General features: G+C 68.6%; 24 protein-coding genes and 1 riboswitch. Of the genes, 9 read left to right on the top strand and 15 right to left on the bottom strand.

Going from position 1 to position 19,674, the window contains the following annotated elements; all coding sequences use genetic code 11:
• The first annotated feature begins 1 nt into the window (after position 1).
• Positions 2-1,009, top strand: coding sequence for a DUF4340 domain-containing protein (locus LT948_RS27515; RefSeq protein ID WP_023092442.1), 1,008 nt, complete (start codon positions 2-4; stop codon positions 1,007-1,009).
• A 231-nt stretch (positions 1,010-1,240) separates the two neighbouring features.
• Here the strand turns inward: LT948_RS27515 and LT948_RS27510 are convergent, their stop codons facing one another.
• On the bottom strand, positions 1,241-2,410 hold the full coding sequence (locus LT948_RS27510; RefSeq protein WP_023092441.1) for a mandelate racemase/muconate lactonizing enzyme family protein: 1,170 nt from the start codon (positions 2,408-2,410) through the stop codon (positions 1,241-1,243).
• Positions 2,411-2,567: 157 nt separating this feature from the next.
• On the opposite strand from LT948_RS27510, the gene LT948_RS27505 reads away from it, so the two are divergent.
• The 3 genes from LT948_RS27505 to dxs all read left to right on the top strand — a co-directional run bounded on the left by LT948_RS27505 (position 2,568) and on the right by dxs (position 5,689).
• Positions 2,568-2,810, top strand: a complete 243-nt coding sequence (locus LT948_RS27505; RefSeq protein WP_003093283.1) for an exodeoxyribonuclease VII small subunit — start codon at positions 2,568-2,570, stop codon at positions 2,808-2,810.
• Positions 2,807-3,694 (top strand): polyprenyl synthetase family protein, encoded by an 888-nt coding sequence (locus LT948_RS27500; RefSeq protein ID WP_003093289.1) that lies wholly within the window; start codon positions 2,807-2,809, stop codon positions 3,692-3,694. The genes LT948_RS27505 and LT948_RS27500 overlap by 4 nt, the downstream gene beginning before the upstream one ends.
• Before the next feature lie 108 nt (positions 3,695-3,802).
• Positions 3,803-5,689, top strand: a complete 1,887-nt coding sequence (dxs, locus tag LT948_RS27495; RefSeq protein ID WP_023092440.1) for a 1-deoxy-D-xylulose-5-phosphate synthase — start codon at positions 3,803-3,805, stop codon at positions 5,687-5,689.
• 123 nt (positions 5,690-5,812) lie between these two features.
• Here dxs and LT948_RS27490 read toward each other — a convergent pair whose 3' ends face one another.
• The 13 genes from LT948_RS27490 to nrdR all read right to left on the bottom strand — a co-directional run bounded on the left by LT948_RS27490 (position 5,813) and on the right by nrdR (position 15,534).
• Positions 5,813-6,610 carry a cobalamin-binding protein gene (locus LT948_RS27490; RefSeq protein ID WP_003132405.1) on the bottom strand — a complete coding sequence of 266 codons (798 nt, stop codon included), beginning with the start codon at positions 6,608-6,610 and terminating at the stop codon, positions 5,813-5,815.
• Positions 6,610-7,029: a hypothetical protein gene (locus LT948_RS27485; RefSeq protein ID WP_003093296.1), complete on the bottom strand. Its 420-nt coding sequence runs from the start codon at positions 7,027-7,029 to the stop codon at positions 6,610-6,612. The genes LT948_RS27490 and LT948_RS27485 overlap by 1 nt, the downstream gene beginning before the upstream one ends.
• Positions 7,026-7,643: a GTP cyclohydrolase II gene (gene ribA, locus LT948_RS27480; protein ID WP_009313349.1), complete on the bottom strand. Its 618-nt coding sequence runs from the start codon at positions 7,641-7,643 to the stop codon at positions 7,026-7,028. The genes LT948_RS27485 and ribA overlap by 4 nt, the downstream gene beginning before the upstream one ends.
• A 130-nt stretch (positions 7,644-7,773) precedes the next feature.
• A complete protein-coding gene (locus LT948_RS27475; RefSeq protein WP_023092439.1) occupies positions 7,774-8,418 on the bottom strand; it encodes a TIGR02281 family clan AA aspartic protease in 645 nt (214 codons plus the stop codon).
• A gap of 2 nt (positions 8,419-8,420) precedes the next feature.
• Positions 8,421-9,167, bottom strand: a complete 747-nt coding sequence (locus LT948_RS27470) for a substrate-binding periplasmic protein (RefSeq protein WP_033995436.1) — start codon at positions 9,165-9,167, stop codon at positions 8,421-8,423.
• Positions 9,168-9,175: 8 nt separating this feature from the next.
• On the bottom strand, positions 9,176-9,691 hold the full coding sequence (locus LT948_RS27465; RefSeq protein ID WP_003093304.1) for a phosphatidylglycerophosphatase A family protein: 516 nt from the start codon (positions 9,689-9,691) through the stop codon (positions 9,176-9,178).
• Entirely contained in the window at positions 9,684-10,652 is a 969-nt protein-coding gene (thiL, locus tag LT948_RS27460; protein WP_023092438.1) for a thiamine-phosphate kinase, read from the bottom strand. The genes LT948_RS27465 and thiL overlap by 8 nt, the downstream gene beginning before the upstream one ends.
• An 18-nt stretch (positions 10,653-10,670) precedes the next feature.
• Positions 10,671-11,150 carry a transcription antitermination factor NusB gene (gene nusB / locus LT948_RS27455; RefSeq protein ID WP_003093308.1) on the bottom strand — a complete coding sequence of 160 codons (480 nt, stop codon included), beginning with the start codon at positions 11,148-11,150 and terminating at the stop codon, positions 10,671-10,673.
• On the bottom strand, positions 11,147-11,623 hold the full coding sequence (ribH, locus tag LT948_RS27450; protein WP_003093311.1) for a 6,7-dimethyl-8-ribityllumazine synthase: 477 nt from the start codon (positions 11,621-11,623) through the stop codon (positions 11,147-11,149). The genes nusB and ribH overlap by 4 nt, the downstream gene beginning before the upstream one ends.
• Before the next feature lie 117 nt (positions 11,624-11,740).
• Entirely contained in the window at positions 11,741-12,838 is a 1,098-nt protein-coding gene (gene ribBA, locus LT948_RS27445; RefSeq protein WP_003093313.1) for a bifunctional 3,4-dihydroxy-2-butanone-4-phosphate synthase/GTP cyclohydrolase II, read from the bottom strand.
• 26 nt (positions 12,839-12,864) lie between these two features.
• Positions 12,865-13,524, bottom strand: coding sequence for a riboflavin synthase (locus tag LT948_RS27440; protein WP_003093316.1), 660 nt, complete (start codon positions 13,522-13,524; stop codon positions 12,865-12,867).
• A 183-nt stretch (positions 13,525-13,707) separates the two neighbouring features.
• Positions 13,708-13,870, bottom strand: a riboswitch (FMN riboswitch).
• Between the two features lie 81 nt (positions 13,871-13,951).
• A complete protein-coding gene (gene ribD / locus LT948_RS27435; protein WP_009877465.1) occupies positions 13,952-15,073 on the bottom strand; it encodes a bifunctional diaminohydroxyphosphoribosylaminopyrimidine deaminase/5-amino-6-(5-phosphoribosylamino)uracil reductase RibD in 1,122 nt (373 codons plus the stop codon).
• Entirely contained in the window at positions 15,070-15,534 is a 465-nt protein-coding gene (gene nrdR / locus LT948_RS27430) for a transcriptional regulator NrdR (protein WP_003107181.1), read from the bottom strand. The genes ribD and nrdR overlap by 4 nt, the downstream gene beginning before the upstream one ends.
• Positions 15,535-15,719: 185 nt before the next feature.
• Here nrdR and LT948_RS27425 point away from each other — a divergent pair, with 185 nt between their 5' ends.
• The 3 genes from LT948_RS27425 (at position 15,720) to trxA (ending at position 17,790) form a co-directional block, all read left to right on the top strand.
• Positions 15,720-16,190, top strand: coding sequence for a YbaY family lipoprotein (locus LT948_RS27425; RefSeq protein WP_003132387.1), 471 nt, complete (start codon positions 15,720-15,722; stop codon positions 16,188-16,190).
• Positions 16,187-16,849 carry a class I SAM-dependent methyltransferase gene (locus tag LT948_RS27420; protein ID WP_023092436.1) on the top strand — a complete coding sequence of 221 codons (663 nt, stop codon included), beginning with the start codon at positions 16,187-16,189 and terminating at the stop codon, positions 16,847-16,849. Before LT948_RS27425 ends, LT948_RS27420 begins: the two co-directional genes overlap by 4 nt.
• 71 nt (positions 16,850-16,920) lie before the next feature.
• Positions 16,921-17,790, top strand: coding sequence for a thioredoxin (gene trxA / locus LT948_RS27415; RefSeq protein WP_023092435.1), 870 nt, complete (start codon positions 16,921-16,923; stop codon positions 17,788-17,790).
• A 24-nt stretch (positions 17,791-17,814) separates the two neighbouring features.
• Here trxA and LT948_RS27410 read toward each other — a convergent pair whose 3' ends face one another.
• A complete protein-coding gene (locus LT948_RS27410; protein WP_023092434.1) occupies positions 17,815-18,165 on the bottom strand; it encodes a hypothetical protein in 351 nt (116 codons plus the stop codon).
• A 131-nt stretch (positions 18,166-18,296) separates the two neighbouring features.
• Here LT948_RS27410 and LT948_RS27405 point away from each other — a divergent pair, with 131 nt between their 5' ends.
• A complete protein-coding gene (locus LT948_RS27405; protein ID WP_031638623.1) occupies positions 18,297-18,881 on the top strand; it encodes a DUF2796 domain-containing protein in 585 nt (194 codons plus the stop codon).
• Between the two features lie 88 nt (positions 18,882-18,969).
• Positions 18,970-19,674 (top strand): ABC transporter ATP-binding protein, encoded by a 705-nt coding sequence (locus LT948_RS27400; RefSeq protein ID WP_023092432.1) that lies wholly within the window; start codon positions 18,970-18,972, stop codon positions 19,672-19,674.

Raw genomic sequence — 19,674 nt, 5'->3', positions numbered from 1 at the left:
CATGCGCCTGGGTAGCATAGCGGGACTCGCTCTCGCCCTGGCGCTGTTCGCCGGAACCTTGGGCTGGCTCCACGAACGGCAGCAACCGCCCGCGCAACCGCCTGCGAGCCGCGCCTGGCTGCCAGGGCTGAAACCGCACCAGGTGATCGCGCTGTGCATCGCCACCCCCGGCCAACCGACGATCCGCGCCAGGCGCGATGGCAAGGACTGGACGCTCGCCAGCAAGGACGGCTATCCCGCCTCAGGGGAAACCATCCGGCAGCTGTTGCGCAGCCTGGCCGACGCGCGCCTGCTGGAGGAAAAGAGCGCCTCGCCGGAAAACCGCGAGCGCATGGGACTCTCCGACCAGGGCAAGGGCCAGGCCAGCCGGATCACCCTGGAGCGCGGCGACGCGCCGCCGCTGGTTCTGTTGCTGGGCAAGCGCACCTCGCAGGGCGGGCAGTTGGTCAGGCAGGCCGACGATGAGCGGGCCTGGCTGATCGACCGAACGGTCGGCCTGCCGGTCAACGACCTGGCCCTGCTCGACCCTCGGTTGACCGACCTGCCATTCGAACAGTTGCGCGAGCTGACCCTGTCCTATGGCAACGGTGTACGGCTGAACATTTCCCGAGCCAGCGAAAAGGACGATGGCATCCGCCTGCGACAGTTCCCATCCAGGCCACAGTTGATGGGCGAGGCGGAAGCCGAGCAGGCCGCACGCCTGTTCGCTGCGCTCAGGCTGCTGGAGGTCGCGCCGGCCAAGGCCTCGCGGCAAAAACCGCTGCTGACCTTCACGCTCAAGAGTTTCGCCGGCGGCACGCTGCAGGGCCAGCTTCTGGAACTGGAGCGCCAGTACTGGTTGCAACTGACCGACAGCAAGGGCTTCGCCGACGGGCAGGTCTCAGCCATCAAGGGTTGGCGCTACCGCGTGGAGGGTCTGAGTCCGGATACCGCTCCCGCGCCCCAGCTACCCAAGGCATCGCCGGTGAAGAAAAGCAAGCCGGCCAAGCCCTCGTCGCCCAAGTGCTGAGCGCTCTCGCCAGGCGCCGCTCGCAGCCGGCGAAATAGAGCCCCGCGGGATGCTGGGCAGGACCGGCCGAGTTTGCTAGAGTAGCGCCTCCTTCACGAGCCCTCGGCTCGTCGATGCAGAATTCCTAAGGCAGGCGCGGCTTATCAGAAGTAAGCCAACCCCACCCCAGAAAAGCCGGCCACAAGCCGGCTTTTTTAATGCCTCCGCACAACCCCAGCCAATCACCGTTCTCTAGGCCTCCAGAAGCTTGTGGAACAGCCCGGCAAGTGTCGCCTGGCGCTCGAAGCCGATACCAGGCGATTGTGGCAACCCCGCCAGTCCCGAGGAAAACGGCAGGGCACCGGCGAAATCGTCGAATGGCCGGAAAGCCGACGGCGTAGCCTCGGCCCAGCCCAGGCGCAGGGCCGCCACCAGGTGCAGGCTGAACAGGTAGCCGGCGTGCGGGCGGAAGGCCGCGCGCGGCCAACCCCGGGCGCACAGGTGGTCGAGTATCGCCAGGTAGCCCGGCAGGCCATAGCAATGCACGGGGTCGAAGACCAGCACGTCACGCTCCCGCCGCAAGCCGCCATAGAGGTCCAGCAAGCGAGCTTCGGCCAGGGAGAACAAGGCCTCGCCGGCACCGATGGGCCCCGGATAGATATCCGCCACTTCGGCCTGGGTAGGGAAATCGTGGGGGTCGCAGATGTCCTCGAACCACCACAACCCCAGCGGCGCCAGGGCTTTCGCTGCGTCGACCGCGCCCCCCGCGTCGTAGCGGTTCATCGCGTCGACCGCCAGCCGCGAAGCGTCGCCGAGAACCCGCAGCGCCCTGTCGATACGGCGCCGGTCCTGGTCCAGCCCGGCCGCGCCGATCTTGATCTTGGCGTGGGTGTAGCCGAGATCGACGAAGCGCCGCAGTTCCTCTTCCAGGCGTCCCAGGTCGTCGTGCGGATAGGGGTAGCCGCCGCCGGCGTAGACCGGTACGCGCTGCGGATAGTCTTCCGCCAGCCCCAGGCGTCGCGCCAGGAAGCGATGCAGCGGCAGGCCGGCGGCCTTGGCCGCGGCATCCCACAGGGCCATGTCCAGGGCGCCCACCGCGACGCAGCGTTCGCCGTGGCCGCCGGGCTTCTCGTCGCGCATCATCAGGTCCCAGGCACGCAACGGATCGATGCCACTGCCGTCGTCGCTCGCCAGGCTGTCCGCCGGAGCCCCCAGCAGGCGCGGGGTGAAACGCTCGCGGATCAGCCCGCCCTGGGCGTAGCGCCCTACCGAGGCGTGGCCGTAGCCGACCACACGCCGACCGTCACGCACGGCATCGGTGAGCACCGCCACCAGGCTGGTGCTCAAACCACCGGTGGCAGCCGCCACGCCGGCGTAACGGGAAAGGGGAATACTGCGTTCCCGGACCTCCTGGATGCGCATCGCCTGTCGGCTCCTCCTCGCTGGACCTCTCTCCACCTTAGCCAAGGCCGCCGCCATGGTCGTCCCGATCGGTCGTAGCGACCTTCCGCCGATTTGCCCGGCCCCCGCCCCTCTGCTAGTGTCGCGGGGTTTTGTACACCTCGCCGAGACTCCCCCGATGGCCCGCAAGAAAACCCTCGATTTCGAACAGTCCCTCACCGAGCTGCAAACCCTGGTGGAACGCCTGGAAAGCGGCGAGCTGTCGCTGGAAGAGTCGCTGGGCGCCTTCGAGCAGGGCATCCGCCTGACCCGCGAATGCCAGACGTCGCTGAGCCAGGCCGAACAGAAGGTACAGATCCTCCTCGAACGCGACGGCGAGCTCAGCGAAGCGCCGTTCGATGCGGAAGGCGACGAGGCATGATCGCGGCCTACCAGGCGCGCTGCCAGGCGCGCGTCGATGCCGCCCTGGACGCCCTGTTCGTCGCTCCCCGCGAAGAACTGCAACGCCTCTACGAGGCCATGCGCTACAGCGTGATGAACGGTGGCAAGCGGGTTCGCCCGCTGCTCGCCTACGCCGCCTGCGAGGCCCTCGGCGGTGCGCCGCAGCGCGCCGACGCCGCGGCCTGCGCGGTGGAGCTGATCCATGCCTACTCGCTGGTCCACGACGACCTGCCGGCAATGGACGACGACGACCTGCGCCGTGGCCAGCCGACCACCCACCGGGCCTTCGACGAGGCCACCGCGATCCTCGCCGCCGACGGCTTGCAGGCGCTGGCCTTCGAAGTGCTCGCCGACACCCGGCGCAATCCGCAGGAACATGCCGTCTGTCTGGAAATGCTCACCCGCCTGGCGCGCGCCGCAGGCTCCGCCGGCATGGTCGGCGGCCAGGCGATCGACCTCGGCTCGGTCGGCGTGGCCCTCGACCAGGCGGCCCTGGAAGTCATGCACCGGCACAAGACCGGCGCGCTGATCGAAGCCAGCGTGCGCCTCGGCGCCCTCGCCAGCGGTCGCGCCGAGCCCGCCGCGCTGGCCGCCCTGGAGCGCTACGCCGAGGCGATCGGCCTGGCCTTCCAGGTGCAGGACGACATCCTCGACGTGGAAAGCGACACCGCCACCCTCGGCAAGACCCAGGGCAAGGACCAGGCGCACAACAAGCCGACCTATCCCGCCCTGCTCGGCCTGGAGGCCGCCAAAGGCTATGCCCTGGAGCTGCGCGACCTGGCCCTGGCCGCCCTCGACGGTTTTCCGCCGAGCGCCGACCCGCTGCGCCAACTGGCCCGCTACATCGTCGAGCGACGCAACTGACCGACGGGTCGTCGGAAGTCCCCGGCAAAGGTAGGGGCTCCCTTGCTTGGGCGCGGCCGGTGCATCAGGTAAACTGCTGGCCTCTCCGGATTGCATAACGACAGCCTGATGCCCAAGACGCTCCATGAGATTCCCCGCGAGCGCCCCGCCACGCCCCTGCTCGACCGCGCCTCTTCGCCGGCCGAACTGCGCCGGCTGGGCGAGGCGGACCTGGAAACCCTGGCCGACGAGCTGCGCCAGTACCTGCTGTATACCGTCGGGCAGACCGGCGGTCATTTCGGCGCCGGCCTCGGCGTGGTCGAGCTGACCATCGCCCTGCATTACGTCTTCGACACTCCGGACGACCGCCTGGTCTGGGACGTCGGCCACCAGGCCTATCCGCACAAGATCCTCACCGAACGCCGCGAGCTGATGGGCACCCTGCGCCAGAAGAACGGCCTGGCGGCCTTCCCGCGCCGCGCAGAGAGCGAGTACGACACCTTCGGCGTCGGCCACTCCAGCACCTCCATCAGCGCCGCCCTGGGCATGGCCATCGCCGCCCGCCTGCAAGGCAAGGAGCGCAAGTCGGTGGCCGTGATCGGCGACGGTGCGCTGACCGCCGGCATGGCCTTCGAGGCACTCAACCACGCCTCGGAAGTCGACGCCGACATGCTGGTGATCCTCAACGACAACGACATGTCGATCTCGCACAACGTCGGCGGGCTCTCCAACTACCTGGCGAAGATCCTCTCCAGCCGCACCTATAGCAGCATGCGCGAGGGCAGCAAGAAGGTGCTCTCGCGCCTGCCCGGGGCCTGGGAGATCGCCCGGCGCACCGAGGAATACGCCAAGGGCATGCTGGTCCCCGGCACCCTGTTCGAGGAGCTCGGCTGGAACTACATCGGCCCGATCGACGGCCACGACCTGCCGACCCTGGTGGCTACCCTGCGCAACATGCGCGACATGAAGGGCCCGCAGTTCCTCCATGTGGTGACCAAGAAAGGCAAGGGCTTCGCCCCGGCCGAACTGGATCCGATCGGCTACCACGCGATCACCAAACTGGAAGCTCCCGGCAGTGCGCCGAAGAAGACCGGCGGACCCAAGTATTCCAGCGTCTTCGGCCAGTGGCTGTGCGACATGGCCGCCCAGGACGCGCGCCTGCTCGGCATCACCCCGGCGATGAAGGAAGGTTCCGACCTGGTGGCCTTCAGCGAACGCTACCCGGAACGCTACTTCGACGTCGCCATCGCCGAACAGCATGCCGTGACCCTGGCCGCCGGCATGGCCTGCGAGGGCATGAAACCGGTGGTGGCGATCTACTCGACCTTCCTCCAGCGCGCCTACGACCAGTTGATCCATGACGTCGCCGTGCAGCACCTCGACGTGCTGTTCGCCATCGACCGCGCCGGCCTGGTCGGCGAGGACGGCCCGACCCACGCCGGCAGCTTCGACATCTCCTACCTGCGCTGCATCCCCGGCATGCTGGTGATGACCCCCAGCGACGAGGACGAGCTGCGCAAGCTGCTCACCACCGGCTACCTGTTCGATGGCCCGGCCGCGGTGCGCTATCCGCGCGGCAGCGGCCCCAACCATCCGATCGATCCGGACCTGCAACCGGTGGAGATCGGCAAGGGCGTGGTCCGTCGGCGCGGCGGCAGGGTCGCACTGCTGGTCTTCGGCGTGCAGTTGGCGGAGGCGATGAAGGTTGCCGAAAGCCTCGACGCCACAGTCGTCGACATGCGTTTCGTCAAACCCCTCGACGAAGCCCTGGTACGCGAATTGGCGGGCAGCCACGAACAACTGCTGGTGACCATCGAGGAAAACGCCGTGATGGGCGGCGCCGGCTCGGCGGTCGGCGAGTTCCTCGCCAGCGAGGGCCTCGAAGTCCCGCTGCTGCAACTGGGCCTGCCCGACTACTACGTCGAACACGCCAAGCCCAGCGAGATGCTCGCCGAATGCGGCCTGGATGCCGCGGGCATCGAAAAGGCGGTACGCCAGCGTCTCGACCGGCAGTAGCGCCAAACCCAGCGACAACGGCGGATAACCGCGTTGCGGTTATTCGCCCTACCCCCCAATTGCCCGTAGGACGAATAACGCCACCGGCGTTATCCGCCGGTACAGCGCGATACCGGCAAGCGTTCAGCGCGCCCCGGCGAGCGAGCGGCAGAGTTTCTCGGTCGCCGCCAGCATGGCGAAGCTCGGCCGCTCGAGGTTCTTGTCTTCGATCCGGTACAGCTGTCCGCGCCGCGTCGCCGCCAGCGCCGGCCATTGCCGCCAGAGTTCGAGCTGGGCGTGACTGCCGGCGACGATGACCGCCGGGTCCCGCGCCAGAACCGCCTCGACGCTGACCTGCGGCGCCGGCTGCGGCAGGTCGCCGAACAGGTTCTCGGCACCGCAGACGCGCAGCGCATCGCTGATCACCTGGCGTCCGCCAATGGTGTACAGCGGCCGGTCCCAGACCTGGTAGAACACCTTCAGCGGCTTGTCCCGCCGGTAGCGCTCGGCCAGGCGCCGCATGCCTTCGCGGAACCTGGTCGACAGCCGCTGGCCGGCCTCGGCCTCGCCCAATGCCTCGCCCAGCGCAGCCAGTTGCAGGGCCAGTTCGTCGAGGCTGTGCGGTTCGGCGATGAAGAGGGCGATGCCGAAGTCCCGCAGACGCTGCAACTGCGCCTCGGGCACGCTGCCGGGCCAGACCAGGATCAGATCGGGCTGCAGTTCCAGCAGGCGTTCGAGATTGACCTGGCCGTAGCGGCCGACGGAAGGCAGGTCGCCAATCGCCGCCGGACGCTCGCCACCATCCAGCACGCCGACCAGGCGGCGCGCGGCGCCGAGTTCGAGGACGCTGTCGGTCAGCGAAGGCGCCAGGCTGACCACCCGCTGCGCCGCCCCGGCGGAAAGGCTGAGGAGCAGGCAGGCGAGCAGCCAGAACGAGCGCATCAACCGAGTTGACGCGGAATACGGTAGAGCCAGAACAGCACCAGGCTGGTGATCCCGAGCAGGATCAGCGCAACGCCGTTGAGCCCGGCGAACACACCCGGCACGCCGATCCAGGCCGGCAGGCTGGCGCCGAACAGGGCCTTGCGGCGCACCTGCGCCAGGCGGGTCCAGGCGGCGGCTTCCTCCGCCGTATCCAGCGCTTTCTGGGTGGCGATGAGACCACGCTTGTAGGCACCGAACAGCGGCAGATTGACGAACATCGACAGCAGCGCGGCGATGAACAGCGGCATCGCCAGGCCATGGGGAAGGGGTTGCAGTTCGCCGAGGAAGAACTCGACCAGGATCAGCGGCAACAGCGCCAACGCCAGTTGCAACCACCAGGCGCGTCCCAGCGCGCCGCGGGCTTGCTGGCGACTCACGTGGTTTCCGCCTCGCCCTGGTGCAGGCTGCCGAGCATGTGCCCGAGCTTGCCGGCCTTGGTCGCCAGGTAGCGCCTGTTGTGCTTGTTCAGGCCCCTTTGCAGCGGCACGCGCTCCGCCACGGTGATGGCGTAGCTTTCCAGCGCCTTGACCTTGCGCGGATTGTTGGTCATCAGGCGCAGGGAGGAAACGCCCAGGTGCGCGAGCATCGGCTGGCACATGGCGTAGTCGCGCTGGTCAGCGCCGAAACCCAGTTGCAGGTTCGCCTCGACGGTATCGGCGCCGGCATCTTGCAGCTCGTAGGCGCGGATCTTGTTCAGCAGGCCGATGCCGCGACCTTCCTGGCGCAGGTAGAGGAGCACGCCGCGGCCCTCCTCGGCGATGGCGGCAAGCGCGCCTTCCAGCTGGAAACCGCAATCGCAGCGCAGGCTGAACAGCGCGTCGCCGGTCAGGCATTCGGAATGCAGGCGGCCAAGCACCGGCGCGCCATCGGCGATGTCGCCCATGCTCAGGGCTACATGTTCCTTGCCGCTCTCCTCGTCGAGGAAGCCATGCATGGTGAATTCGCCGAAGGGAGTCGGCAGTTTGGAGGCGGCGACGAACACGACGGACACCGGGGAACTCCTAGGGAAACGGAAGTCCGCCATTGTACCAGCAGCGTCCGGCGCCCGGTCAGCTCGAAATGCCGCAAATACCTATCGAGATGGACGATGAATAGAACCCGGGGTTATGAGCGAGCGACATTCAATGCTTGGCCTCGATAAGCAGCATCCCCTGTTCCTCGCGCCAGCGCACCCGGTTGAGGAAACTCATGCCGAGCAGGGCTTCGGTCGGATAGCCACCCTCGATCACCGCCGCCTCGACGCCCAGCAACTCGATACCGCCGATCTTCACCCGGTCCAGGGTCACCCGCCAGCCGCGCGAGGTGCCGCTGGCGGTGGAGGCGACCATCGGCTTGCCGTCCACCCGGTAATCGATACCCAGGCGGCGCGCCTCGTTCTCGTTCATGGCGATGCTGGTGGCGCCGGTATCCACCAGGAACTGCATGTTCTGCCCGTTCACCGAACCGGCCACCCAATAGTGCCCGCCGGTGCCGCGAGCGATGCTGAAGCTTTGCCGCTGCGGCGCCGAATAGCCCGCCTCGTTGTATTCGCGGCTCAGTTCGTAGGTGCGCTCGACGCCGTCGATCCGCAGCACCGCCTTGCGGCTGTCGGCGCTGACCACCTGGACGCCCTGCGGGCCGGTCTGGCCGACCCTGACCAGCTTGCGCTGGCCATCGACGTTGAGTACCGCCGCGCCGGGGAACAGGCCGACCACGAACACCTGGGGCGCGGCCAGCGAGTACAACGCGAGAACGCTGGAAAACAGGGCGACGCACAGCCGCAGCATGATCACTCCTTGGGTGGCAGGATTGCCTTCAACGGCGCATAGGGCCAGTTCCAGCGGGCGAAGATCCGCTCCAGCTCGCCGCTGGCATGCAACTGCCGCATGCGCCGGTCGAACAGCGCCAGCAGCTCACGGCCCCTGGGGGAATCGGAGAAGCCAAGATACAGCGGCAACCGAGTGACGTCGGTGATGCGGTACTCAGCCGCCAGCGCTCCGGCCCCTGCGAGCATTTCCTCCAGTTCCGGACGCGAATCGATGAAATAGTCGACCCGGTGGTTGAGCAGCATCGGCAGCGCCGAGGTGCGGCGCTGCAACTCGCTGTGCGGGGTCAGGGTAGGGAAATAGCGGGCGAAGGCGTAGCCACGCATCCATGACAGGCGGAACCGGCTCAGGCCCTCCAGTGGCGGCGGCGGATTGTCTTTCAGGGAAAGCACGGCGATCGGATCGACGTCATAGGGCCAGCGAGGGTAAAGCGCTTCGTCGATTTCCCCGCGGTAGGCGCCGACCCAGGCGTCGGCCTCGCCGCGCAGGACCAGGCCGATCGCCCGGGTATAGGGCTCGTTGGCGATCCGCAGGCGTACCCCGGCCGGCTCGTAGACGGCCCGCAGCAGGTCCCAGGCCACCCCGCGACCGTCCTCCTGGGTGTAGCGCGTCCAGGTTTCGCTGACCACGCGGATCTCGCCCACGGAGGGGGCGGCGGAAGCGACGCCGGGCAGCAGCCACAGGCAGCAGAACAGGACGAGCAGACGCATGGGAGGCCTCAGACCAGCCAGTGTACCCATCCCCAGACTAGACCCTGCATGACCAGCCAGGCGAATACCCCGGCCAGGACGTCGTCGAGCATGATCCCGACGCCGCCGTGCACGTTGCGGTCCACCCAACTGATCGGCCAGGGCTTGAGAATATCCACGATGCGGAACACGACGAAGCCGATCAGCAGCCACCACCAGCCCTCCGGCACCAGCCAGAGGGTTATCCACATGCCGACCATCTCGTCCCAGACGATGCCTTCGTGGTCGTGCACGCGCAGGTCGTCGGCGACCTTGCCGCACAGCCAGAAGCCGAACAGCATGGTCACTCCCAGCATCAGCCAGTAGCCCCAGTCCGGCAGCATCTGCCACAGCGGGATGAACGGGATGGCCACCAGCGACCCCCAGGTGCCCGGCGCCTTGGGCAGGGTGCCGGAGCCGAAGCCGAAGGCGAGGAAATGCCAGGGATTGCGCCAGACCGACGGCGGCACCGGCTGCGCCGGCGCCTGATCAGGATGCTCAGTCACGTTGGGTTCCGAAATGTTGGTAGCCGGCCACGGCCGGTATGAGTTCCTTTCCGTCGGCGTCGAGCAGGTGCACCCCCTGCCCCGCCTCGACCCGGCCGATGACGGCCATGGCCGGCCACGCGGCGCGAATCTCGCCAAGGTACGCAGACGGCAGGGTGAAGGCCAGCACGTAGTCGTCGCCGGCGGCCAGTTGCTGGCGCAAGGCTTCCTCGCCGGCGAGCAGGCCGCTCAACGCGGCGCTTGCCTGCAAGCGCTGGCATTCGACCAGCAGGGCGACGCCGGAAGCGCGGGCGATATGCCCGCAGTCGGCGAGCAGCCCGTCGGAGATGTCCAGGGCGGCGCTGGCCTTGCCGCGCAGGGCGAGGCCCAGACCGAATTGCGGGGCCGGCGTCCAGTAGCGCGCCAGCAGCGGTTCGGCCACCTCGGCGGGCGCCGATCTTCGCTCCAGCACCAGTTCCAGCGCCGCTCCAGCCTCGCCGAGCGGGCCCCCGACGCAGAGCAGGTCGCCCGGGCGCGCACCGGCGCGGGTCAGCGCCTGGCCGGCCGGCACCCTGCCGAATACGGTCAGGGTCATGCTCAGCGGGCCGCGCGTGGTGTCGCCGCCGACCAGGGCCAGGCCGCACTGCCGGGCCATGGCGTCGAGGCCGCGGGCGAAGCCCTGCAACCACTCGGCGTCGGCCTGCGGCAAGGTCAGGGCCAGGGTGAAGGCCAGGGGCGCGGCGCCCATCGCCGCCAGGTCGCTGGCGGAGACCGCCAGGGCGCGCTGGGCAAGAAGGAAAGGGTCGCAACCGGCGGGAAAATGCACACCTTCCACCAGGGTGTCGGTGGAGACCGCCAGCTGTTCGCCGGCAGGCGGCGCCAGCAGGGCACAGTCGTCGCCGATGCCGAGGGCCACCTCCGTCGCCGGCGCCGCGCAGGCGGCCGCGGCGAAGAAGCGGCGGATCAGCTCGAACTCACCCATGACGCCGCCGGCGCGGGATCAGCGCTTGCCGCCGCGCAGCTCGGCGGCGCGCAGGCGCGGCGCCAGCTTGTCGAGCACGCCGTTGACGAACTTGTGGCCGTCGGTGGCGCCGAAGGTCTTGGCCAGCTCGATGCCCTCGTTGATCACTACCTTGTAGGGCACGTCGATGCGGTTGCGCAGCTCGTAGGTGGACAGCCGCAGGATGGCCAGCTCGACCGGGTCGATCTCGGCCAGCGGGCGGTCCAGGCAGGGCTCGAAGGTGGAGTCCAGCTCGCTCTTCTGTCGCGGCACGCCGTGCAGGATCTCGTGGAAGTAGGCGCCGTCGACCTCGGAGAAGTCGTTGTCGGTGCGGAACTGCGCCTCGATCTCGTGCAGGGGCTGGCCGGCGATCTGCCAGGAGTACAGGGCCTGGACGGCCAGGCTGCGGGCCTTGCGGCGAGCGGCGGTCTTGCCTTTCGGCGGCTTGGCTGCCGGGTTGCCGCTGTCTTGATTGCTCACTTGGCCTCCAACTGCGCCAGCAGGCTGACCATTTCCAGGGCCGACAGCGCGGCTTCGGCGCCCTTGTTGCCGGCCTTGGTGCCGGAGCGCTCGATGGCCTGCTCGATGGAGTCGACGGTGAGGACGCCGAAGGCGACCGGGATGCCGAACTGCAGGGACACCTGGGCCAGGCCCTTGGTGCACTCGCCGGCCACGTATTCGAAGTGCGGGGTGCCGCCACGGATCACCGCGCCGAGGGCGATGATGGCGTCGAAGCCGCCTTGCTGGGCGACCTTCTGGGTCACCAGCGGGATCTCGAAGGCACCCGGGGCGCGGATGATGGTGATCTCGCTTTCAGCCACGCCGTGGCGGACCAGGGCGTCGACGGCGCCGCTGACCAGGCTTTCCACGACGAAGCTGTTGAAGCGGCCGACCACCAGGGCGTAGCGGCCTTTGGGAGCAATGAAGGTACCTTCGATGGTCTTCAGGGTCATGAGCAGGTCTCATCTGTTAAAGAGCCGGGGCGCCGTTGCGCCCCGAGCGAAAAGGGTCGAAAGGTCGGTCCAGCATAGCGCCCGCCGCGATCTTGCACGCGGCGGGCGGGACAGGCCTTATTCGGCGGGCAGGTATTCTACAACTTCCAGGTCGAAACCGGATATCGCATTGAAGCGCATCGGCGCACTCAGCAGGCGCATCTTGCGCACGCCGAGGTCGCGCAGGATCTGCGAGCCGGCACCGACGGTGCTGTAGGTGGTGGTGGCCTTGGGCGCCGGGGCCGGCGCCGAAGCGATCTCGCGGACATGGGCGAGCAGGTCGTCGCCGCCGATCTGGTGGCCGAGCAGCAGCACCACGCCGCTGCCCGCCTCGGCGACCTTGGTCATCGCCGCGCGCAGGCTCCAGCGGCCCGGCTGGTTGACCTGCAGCAGGTCGCGCAGCGGGTCCATGTTGTGCACGCGGACCAGGGTGGGCTCTTCCGCGCAGACCTTGCCGAGGGTCAGCGCCAGGTGCACGTCGCCCTCCACCGAGTCGCGGTAGGTGATCAGGTTGAAGTGGCCCAGTTCGCTGTCCAGCGGCTGCTCGGCGATGCGCTCGACGGTGCGCTCGTGGATCAGCCGGTAGTGGATCAGGTCGGCAATGGTGCCGATCTTGATCCCGTGCTCGGCGGCGAACGCCTCCAGTTCGGGCCGGCGAGCCATGCTGCCGTCGTCGTTCATCACCTCGCAGATCACCCCGGACGGTTCGAACCCGGCCATCCGCGCCAGGTCGCAGGCCGCCTCGGTGTGCCCGGCGCGAGCCAGGGTACCGCCTGGCTGGGCCATCAGCGGGAAGATGTGGCCGGGGCTGACGATGTCGGCGGCCACGGCGTTCTTCGCCGCCGCAGCCTGCACGGTGCGGGCGCGGTCCGCGGCGGAGATGCCGGTGGTGACGCCCTCGGCGGCCTCGATGGAGACAGTGAACTTGGTGCCGAAGCCGGAGCCGTTGCGCTGCACCATCAGCGGCAGGCCGAGGCGCTCGCAACGCTCGCGGGTCATCGGCATGCAGACCAGGCCGCGGGCATGCTTGACCATGAAGTTGATGTCTTCGGTGCGGACGCATTCGGCGGCCATGATCAGGTCGCCTTCGTTCTCGCGGTCCTCGTCATCCATCAGGATGACCATCTTGCCTTGGCGGATGTCTTCGATCAGTTCGTCGATCGTGTTGAGTGCCATGGGCACCCCCTTATGCAATTCGTGGGTTACTTGAGAAAACCGTTCTCGGCGAGAAACGCTTCGCTGATGCCGGAGGCGCTGGGCTCGGCGGCCTTGTCGCCAAGCAGCAGGCGCTCCAGGTAACGGGCCAGCAGGTCGACCTCGAGGTTGACCCGGCGTCCGGGCTGGTACTCGGCCATGATGGTTTCGCTGAGCGTATGCGGGACGATGGTCAGCTCGAACTCCGCGCCGTTCACCGCGTTCACCGTGAGGCTGGTGCCGTCGACGGTGATCGAGCCCTTGTGCGCGATGTACCTGGCCAGTTCGCGCGGGGCACGCACGGTGAACTGGATGGCGCGGGCGTTCTCCTCGCGCTTGAGCACCTCGCCGACGCCGTCGACGTGGCCGCTCACCAGGTGTCCGCCGAGGCGGGTGGTCGGCGTCAGGGCCTTTTCCAGGTTCACCCGGCTGCCCACCTTCAGGTGCTGGAAGGCGGTGCGCGCCAGGCTCTCGCGGCTGACGTCGGCCCAGAAGCCATCGCCGGGCAGTTCCACCGCGGTCAGGCAGACGCCGTTGACCGCGATGCTGTCGCCGAGCTTGACGTCGCCCAGGTCGAGCTTGCCGGTGGCGATGTAGACCCGCAGGTCGCCGCCCTTGGGCGTCATCGCGCGGACGCTGCCGATCGATTCGATTATGCCGGTGAACATGCGACCTCCCGTTTTTCCGCCGCACAGGCGCGCAGCATGGCCGGCGCGACGCCGAGCGGCCTGCGTGCCATAGCGCGGGTATTCCAAGATGAAGACATATGACGAACTCCTGTTTCGTGAAAAACAGGGCTTTTTGGATCGAAGGGGATCTTGCGGGCGCACAGGGTACGCCCAGGCAGGCAATCCCGTTCTCTCTTTATCCGGACTATGACCGTCGGCCCCGGAATCGCACCGGGTCTGCTGACCTTGTCGTCCGGCGGTGGCCGGTCCGGCAAGCGCTCGCGGGCTAGGCGCCTTGCGCGCCATTACCGCCGGTGGGGACTTTCACCCCGCCCTGAGAACGTTACGGCCACCAAGATGGCCGTGTGGCGTTTTACCACAGTTGCGCCGCTTGTGCATCGTCCGCCGCGTCGCCGCGCAGCGAAGTTCAGGCGTCCCGCGGATGGGGCCGCGCGGTGACCAGCCAGTCGTCGCCCACCGCGCGGATGTCGTCGATCCGCAACTGCGCCGCATCGGCCATCCGCGCCAGCGGCCAATCGAGCAAAGGACGGGCGCTGGAGCCGAGGAACTTCGGCGCGACGAACAGCCGGTACTCATCCACCAGCCCCAGCCGGGCGAAGGCGCCGGCCAGGCGGGGGCCGGCCTCCACCAGCACTTCGTTGGCGCCGCGCGCCGCCAGTTCCACGAGCAGCTTGTGCAGGTCGACATGCCCCTCGGCGGAGGGCAGCGCCAGCAGTTCGTGACCGGCGTCCTGGAAGCGTTCGCGCGCCGAGGCGGCGGCGCAGGTCGCCACCAGTGCCGGACCGGCCTGGTAGAACGCCGATTCCAGCGGCACCCGCAGGCGCCCGTCGACCAGCACCCGCAACGGCTGGCGAGCCGCGGCGAGCGCGGTAAGCTCGGCGTTCAGGCCCAGTTCGTCGGGGCGAACGTTGAGCCGCGCATCGTCCGCCAGCAGCGTATCGGCGCCGGACAGCACCACGCTGGAGCGAGCGCGCAAGCGCTGCACCGCCGAACGCGCGGCGGGGCCGGTGATCCACTGGCTTTCCCCGCTGGCCATGGCGGTGCGCCCGTCCAGGCTCATCGCCAGCTTGACCCGGACGAACGGCAGGCCATGTTCCATGCGCTTGATGAAACCGATGTTGAGTTCCCGCGCCTCGGCCTCGAGGACCCCGCTCTGCACCGCGATACCGGCCTGCATCAGACGCAGCAGGCCGCGACCGGCGACCTCGGGGTTGGGATCCTGCATCGCCGCGACCACCCGCGCCACCCCGGCACCCACCAGCGCGTCGGCGCACGGCGGGGTGCGGCCGAAGTGGCTGCAGGGCTCGAGGGTCACGTAGGCGGTGGCGCCGCGTGCATTTTCGCCGGCCTGGCGCAGGGCATGGACCTCGGCGTGCGGCTCGCCGGCGCGGACGTGCCAGCCCTCGCCGACCACCTGGCCGTCCTTGACCAGCACGCAGCCGACGCGCGGATTCGGATGGGTGGAGTACAGCCCCTGGCGCGCCAGTTCCAGGGCGCGGGCCATGTACAGCGGGTCGGCGGCGTTCATTCCTTGGCCGGCTCGCGGGCGAGGCGTTCGATCTCCTCGCGGAATTCGTTGAGGTCCTGGAAGCGCCGGTAAACCGAGGCGAAACGGATGTAGGCGACTTCGTCGAGCTTCTGCAGCTCGGCCATCACCAGTTCGCCCAGCACCCGCGACTTGATCTCGCGCTCGCCGGTGGCGCGCAACTGGTGCTTGATGTGGCCGATGGCCGCTTCCAGGCGCTCGACGCTGACCGGACGCTTCTCCAGGGCACGCTGCATGCCGGCGCGCAGCTTGTCCTCGTCGAACGGCTGGCGGCTGCCGTCCTGCTTGATCAGGCGCGGCATGACCAGCTCGGCGGTCTCGAAGGTGGTGAAGCGTTCGCCGCAGGCCAGGCACTCGCGGCGCCGGCGCACCTGATCGCCCTCGGCGACCAGTCGCGAGTCAATCACTTTGGTGTCATGGGCACCGCAGAAGGGACAATGCATGGTGCTGATACAGGCGTAGCTGAAGGAAGCCGCATGGTAGCGCATCCGCGCCCGACCGAGCACCCGCAGAATCGACCGGCGCCGGCACGATGGGAGAGGCGAGAAGAATCGGACGTTGCGGCCTACGCGAAGCGCGACAAGAATCACACTTTGCGCTATACAAGCGCCGCCCGGATTCCACCGCTATGGAGCAGCCCATGACCCTGCGCTCGATCGCCCTGCTGGCCGTCCTTCTCCTCGCCGCTTGTTCCAGCGACAAGCCGAAGCCTGCGCCAACGCCGCAAGCTTCGCGCAGCGTGACCATGGTCGAGCCGGTGCTGCCGGCCCACCTGCGCGAGCTGAGCGGAACGCTGAGCAGCATCCAGGGCAGCCTGCCACGCGGCAGCGAGGTGCAGATGGCACTGCTGGTGATCGACGAGCGCGACCGCCCACAGCGGCTGCTGGCCAGCGAGACGGTGCTGGCCACCGGCGAACTCATGCCCTTCCGCCTGCCGTTCAACCCCGAGTCCTTCCCGCCGGCTGGCGGCGCGCTGCGCGTCGAACTGCACGCGCGGGTGATCCAGTCCGGCCAGTTGGCCTGGCGCCTGCATCCGTTGCGGATCGCCCAGCCGACCACCCAGTCCCTCGGCGAACTGCGCCTGGTACGCGCGCCGTGACGGCACCGCAAGCCCTGACCCAGGCGCTGGGCGAGCTGCTCGGCGACGCCCGGCTCAGCGCCACCGCGCTGCCCGGCACCGACCTGCGCCTGTGGCTGATCGACGCGCAGAACATGGACCGCCAGTTCAGCCCGGAGGAGACCCGCCGCATCCTCGAGAAGCCGCCGTACTGGTGCTTCTGCTGGGCCAGCGGGCTGGTCCTGGCGCGCTGGCTGGCGGCGCGCCCGCAGTGGGTCCGCGACAAGCGCGTGCTGGACTTCGGCAGCGGCTCCGGGGTGGCGGCGATCGCCGCGGCCCGCGCCGGCGCCGCCGAGGTGGTGGCTTGCGACCTGGATCCCCTGGCGCTGGCAGCGAGCCGGGCGAACGCCGAACTGAACGGAGTGGAGCTGAGCTATTCGGCGGACTTCTTCGCCGAGGACGATCGCTTCGACCTGATCCTGGTGGCCGACGTGCTCTACGACCGCGCCAACCTGCCGCTGCTCGACCAGTTCCTCAGCCGCGGCCGCCAGGCGCTGGTCGCCGACTCGCGGGTCCGTGACTTCCGTCATCCGCTGTACCGGCGCCTGGACGTGCTCGACGCCTGTACCTGGCCGGACCTCGCCGAACCCGCCGAATTCCGCCTGGTCAGCCTGTATCACGCCGAACGCGGGCAAGCCTGAGGCACGGGCTTGTTTGCGCGCGGCGCGCCCCCACTTATAGTGGTCACCACCTTGCGTTTCCGAGAATCGACATGAGCGATACGCCCTACATCTTCGACGTCACCGGCGCCAACTTCGAGCAGTTGGTCATCGAGAACTCGTTCCACAAGCCGGTCCTGGTGGACTTCTGGGCCGACTGGTGCGCCCCGTGCAAGGCGCTGATGCCGCTGCTGGCGCAGATCGCCGAGTCCTACCAGGGCGAATTGCTGCTGGCCAAGGTCAACTGCGACGTCGAGCAGGACATCGTGATGCGCTTCGGCATCCGCAGCCTGCCGACCGTGGTCCTGTTCAAGGATGGCCAGCCGGTCGACGGTTTCGCCGGTGCCCAGCCCGAATCGCAGATCCGCGCCCTGCTGGAACCCCATGTGAAAGCACCGGCGCTGCCCGACGAAGACCCGCTGGAAGTGGCCCAGGCGCTGTTCGCCGAAGGCCGCATCGGCGACGCCGAAGCGACCCTGAAAGCCCTGCTGGCGGAGAACAACGACAACCCCGCGGCGCTGATCCTCTACGCCCGCTGCCTGGCCGAGCGCGGCGAACTGGAAGAGGCGCAGGCCATCCTCGACGCGGTGAAGAGCGACGAGCACAAGCAGGCCCTGGCCGGCGCCCGCGCGCAACTGACCTTCCTGCGCCAGGCTGCCGACCTGCCCGACAGCGCAGAGCTGAAGAGCCGTCTGGCGGCCGATGCCGGCGACGACGAGGCGGCCTACCAGTTGGCCGTCCAGCAGCTCGCCCGGCAGCAGTACGAGGCGGCCCTGGACGGCCTGCTCAAGCTGTTCCTGCGCAACCGCGACTACCAGGACGACCTGCCGCGCAAGACCCTGGTGCAGGTCTTCGACCTGCTCGGCAACGACCACCCGCTGGTCACCGCCTACCGCCGCAAGCTGTACCAGGCACTCTACTGAGTCGCCGAGCCCCGTCCGCGGGGCTCAGTCCTCCAGCCAGACGAACACCTGGGTGCCGTCGACCACCTCGACCTTGACCCGGGCGTCGTGCCGCAGGCGCACCAGCAGTTGCTTGGCGGCGCCGGCGTTGCCGCTGAACGCCTCCAGCTCCGCCAGCAACTGCGGCCCCTCGATCCGCCCGCTGCCGCGCAGCAGGTCCTGGGCGGTCTGCCACAGGCGATCCACTGGCGCTGCCGGCGCCCTGGCCGCCGCGATCTGCGGCTCGCCCAGCGGCGGCGGGGGCACGTGTTGCGCCAGCTGGCGCCAATCCTCGGCGTCCAGTTCCAGGGTCAGGTCCACCGGCCAGTCGCCGATGCTTCCGCGAATCCGCACCATCTCGTTTCTCCACAAGCGAATCGCGCCATGCTCCCACGTCGGCGCGTAGGGGCCAAATCGGCCAGGCTAGGCAGGCGGAAAAATTCGTTATAACGTAACAAACTCTTTTCCTTCCTTGCCGGAGTCCGTTCATGCGCCCACTGCTGTTAGCCCTCGTCTTGCTGCCGTTCGCCGCCCATGCCCATGACGATCACGACCATGACCACGCCCACGGCAGCCTGGGCAAGCACGAGCACGGCGTCGCTCAGTTGAACGTGGCGCTGGACGGCAAGACCCTCGAACTGGAGCTGGACAGCCCGGCGATGAACCTGGTCGGTTTCGAACACGCCGCCAGCACCGACGCGGACAAGGCCGCCGTGGCCAAGGCCCGCGCGCAGCTGGAAAAACCGCTGGAGCTGTTCGCCCTGCCGGTCACCGCCGGCTGCTCGGTGGCCAGCCAGGAACTGCGGAGTCCGCTGTTCGGCGACAAGGCGCCGGCCCACGCGCACAAGGAGAAGGCAGGCCACGAACACGAACACGAACACGAACACGGTCATGCCGATATCCACGCCCATTACCAGCTCAGTTGCGAGAAGCCCGAGCTGCTCAAGCTGCTGACCCTCGCCGAGTTCTTCAAGCGCTTCCCCGCCACCCAGAAAATTCAGGTACAACTGATCGGTCCCGACGGCCAGAAAGGCGCCGACCTGGCCCCGGCCAGCGCCGAGCTGAAGCTGTAGGATCGTTCCGGAAGCGCCGCGAGGGATTCGGCGCGGCGCCCCTCCATCCATTCTCGAGGCTCCGGCGGAGCGTTCCGCCCCTACCCCCATGAGCGCACTGATCACCCTGACCAACCTCGGCTTCGCCTGGCCCGGCCAGGCGGAGTTGCTGGACATTCCCAGCTTCCATCTCGAACGCGGCGAGAGCCTGTTCCTCAAGGGGCCTTCCGGCAGCGGCAAGACCACCCTGCTCGGCCTCCTCGGCGGCGTGCAGAAGCCCGGCCGCGGCAGCGTCCGCCTGCTCGGCGAGGACCTGGAAAAGCTGTCCGCCGCGCGCCGCGACCATTTCCGCGTCGACCACACCGGCTACATCTTCCAGCAGTTCAACCTGCTGCCGTTCCTCTCGGTACGCGAGAACGTCGAGCTGCCCTGTCACTTTTCCGCGTTGCGCCGTCAGCGCGCCCGCGAACGCCACGGTAGCCCGGCGCAGGCCGCCAGCCATCTGCTCGGCCAGCTCGGCCTCGGCGGCGAACTGCACGAACGCCGCGCCGACAGCCTGTCCATCGGCCAGCAGCAGCGGGTCGCCGCCGCCCGCGCGCTGATCGGCCAGCCGGAGCTGGTGATCGCCGACGAGCCGACCTCGGCGCTCGACGCCGACAGCCGCGAGGCGTTTCTCCAGTTGCTCTTCGCCGAATGCCGCGAGGCCGGCGCCAGCCTGCTGTTCGTCAGCCACGACCAGAGCCTGGCCGGGCTGTTCGACCGCAGCCTGTCCCTTTCCGATCTCAACCGCGCCGCCCGGCCGGCAGGACTCTGA

Source organism: Pseudomonas sp. CP-1 (genome assembly GCF_021213715.1).
Classification (GTDB): Bacteria; Pseudomonadota; Gammaproteobacteria; order Pseudomonadales; family Pseudomonadaceae; genus Pseudomonas; species Pseudomonas aeruginosa.
This window is presented reverse-complemented; position numbering and strand designations above follow the sequence as displayed.

Excerpts from the sequence above, each read along its gene's own strand:
- LT948_RS27515 (WP_023092442.1), top strand. The coding sequence starts at position 2 with ATGCGCCTGGGTAGCATAGCGGGACTCGCTCTCGCCCTGGCGCTGTTC.
- LT948_RS27510 (WP_023092441.1), bottom strand. The coding sequence starts at position 2,410 with ATGCGCATCCAGGAGGTCCGGGAACGCAGTATTCCCCTTTCCCGTTAC.
- LT948_RS27505 (WP_003093283.1), top strand. The coding sequence starts at position 2,568 with ATGGCCCGCAAGAAAACCCTCGATTTCGAACAGTCCCTCACCGAGCTG.
- LT948_RS27500 (WP_003093289.1), top strand. The coding sequence starts at position 2,807 with ATGATCGCGGCCTACCAGGCGCGCTGCCAGGCGCGCGTCGATGCCGCC.
- dxs (WP_023092440.1), top strand. The coding sequence starts at position 3,803 with ATGCCCAAGACGCTCCATGAGATTCCCCGCGAGCGCCCCGCCACGCCC.
- LT948_RS27490 (WP_003132405.1), bottom strand. The coding sequence starts at position 6,610 with ATGCGCTCGTTCTGGCTGCTCGCCTGCCTGCTCCTCAGCCTTTCCGCC.
- LT948_RS27475 (WP_023092439.1), bottom strand. The coding sequence starts at position 8,418 with ATGCTGCGGCTGTGCGTCGCCCTGTTTTCCAGCGTTCTCGCGTTGTAC.
- LT948_RS27470 (WP_033995436.1), bottom strand. The coding sequence starts at position 9,167 with ATGCGTCTGCTCGTCCTGTTCTGCTGCCTGTGGCTGCTGCCCGGCGTC.
- thiL (WP_023092438.1), bottom strand. The coding sequence starts at position 10,652 with ATGGGTGAGTTCGAGCTGATCCGCCGCTTCTTCGCCGCGGCCGCCTGC.
- ribH (WP_003093311.1), bottom strand. The coding sequence starts at position 11,623 with ATGACCCTGAAGACCATCGAAGGTACCTTCATTGCTCCCAAAGGCCGC.
- ribBA (WP_003093313.1), bottom strand. The coding sequence starts at position 12,838 with ATGGCACTCAACACGATCGACGAACTGATCGAAGACATCCGCCAAGGC.
- LT948_RS27440 (WP_003093316.1), bottom strand. The coding sequence starts at position 13,524 with ATGTTCACCGGCATAATCGAATCGATCGGCAGCGTCCGCGCGATGACG.
- ribD (WP_009877465.1), bottom strand. The coding sequence starts at position 15,073 with ATGAACGCCGCCGACCCGCTGTACATGGCCCGCGCCCTGGAACTGGCG.
- nrdR (WP_003107181.1), bottom strand. The coding sequence starts at position 15,534 with ATGCATTGTCCCTTCTGCGGTGCCCATGACACCAAAGTGATTGACTCG.
- LT948_RS27425 (WP_003132387.1), top strand. The coding sequence starts at position 15,720 with ATGGAGCAGCCCATGACCCTGCGCTCGATCGCCCTGCTGGCCGTCCTT.
- trxA (WP_023092435.1), top strand. The coding sequence starts at position 16,921 with ATGAGCGATACGCCCTACATCTTCGACGTCACCGGCGCCAACTTCGAG.
- LT948_RS27410 (WP_023092434.1), bottom strand. The coding sequence starts at position 18,165 with ATGGTGCGGATTCGCGGAAGCATCGGCGACTGGCCGGTGGACCTGACC.
- LT948_RS27405 (WP_031638623.1), top strand. The coding sequence starts at position 18,297 with ATGCGCCCACTGCTGTTAGCCCTCGTCTTGCTGCCGTTCGCCGCCCAT.
- LT948_RS27400 (WP_023092432.1), top strand. The coding sequence starts at position 18,970 with ATGAGCGCACTGATCACCCTGACCAACCTCGGCTTCGCCTGGCCCGGC.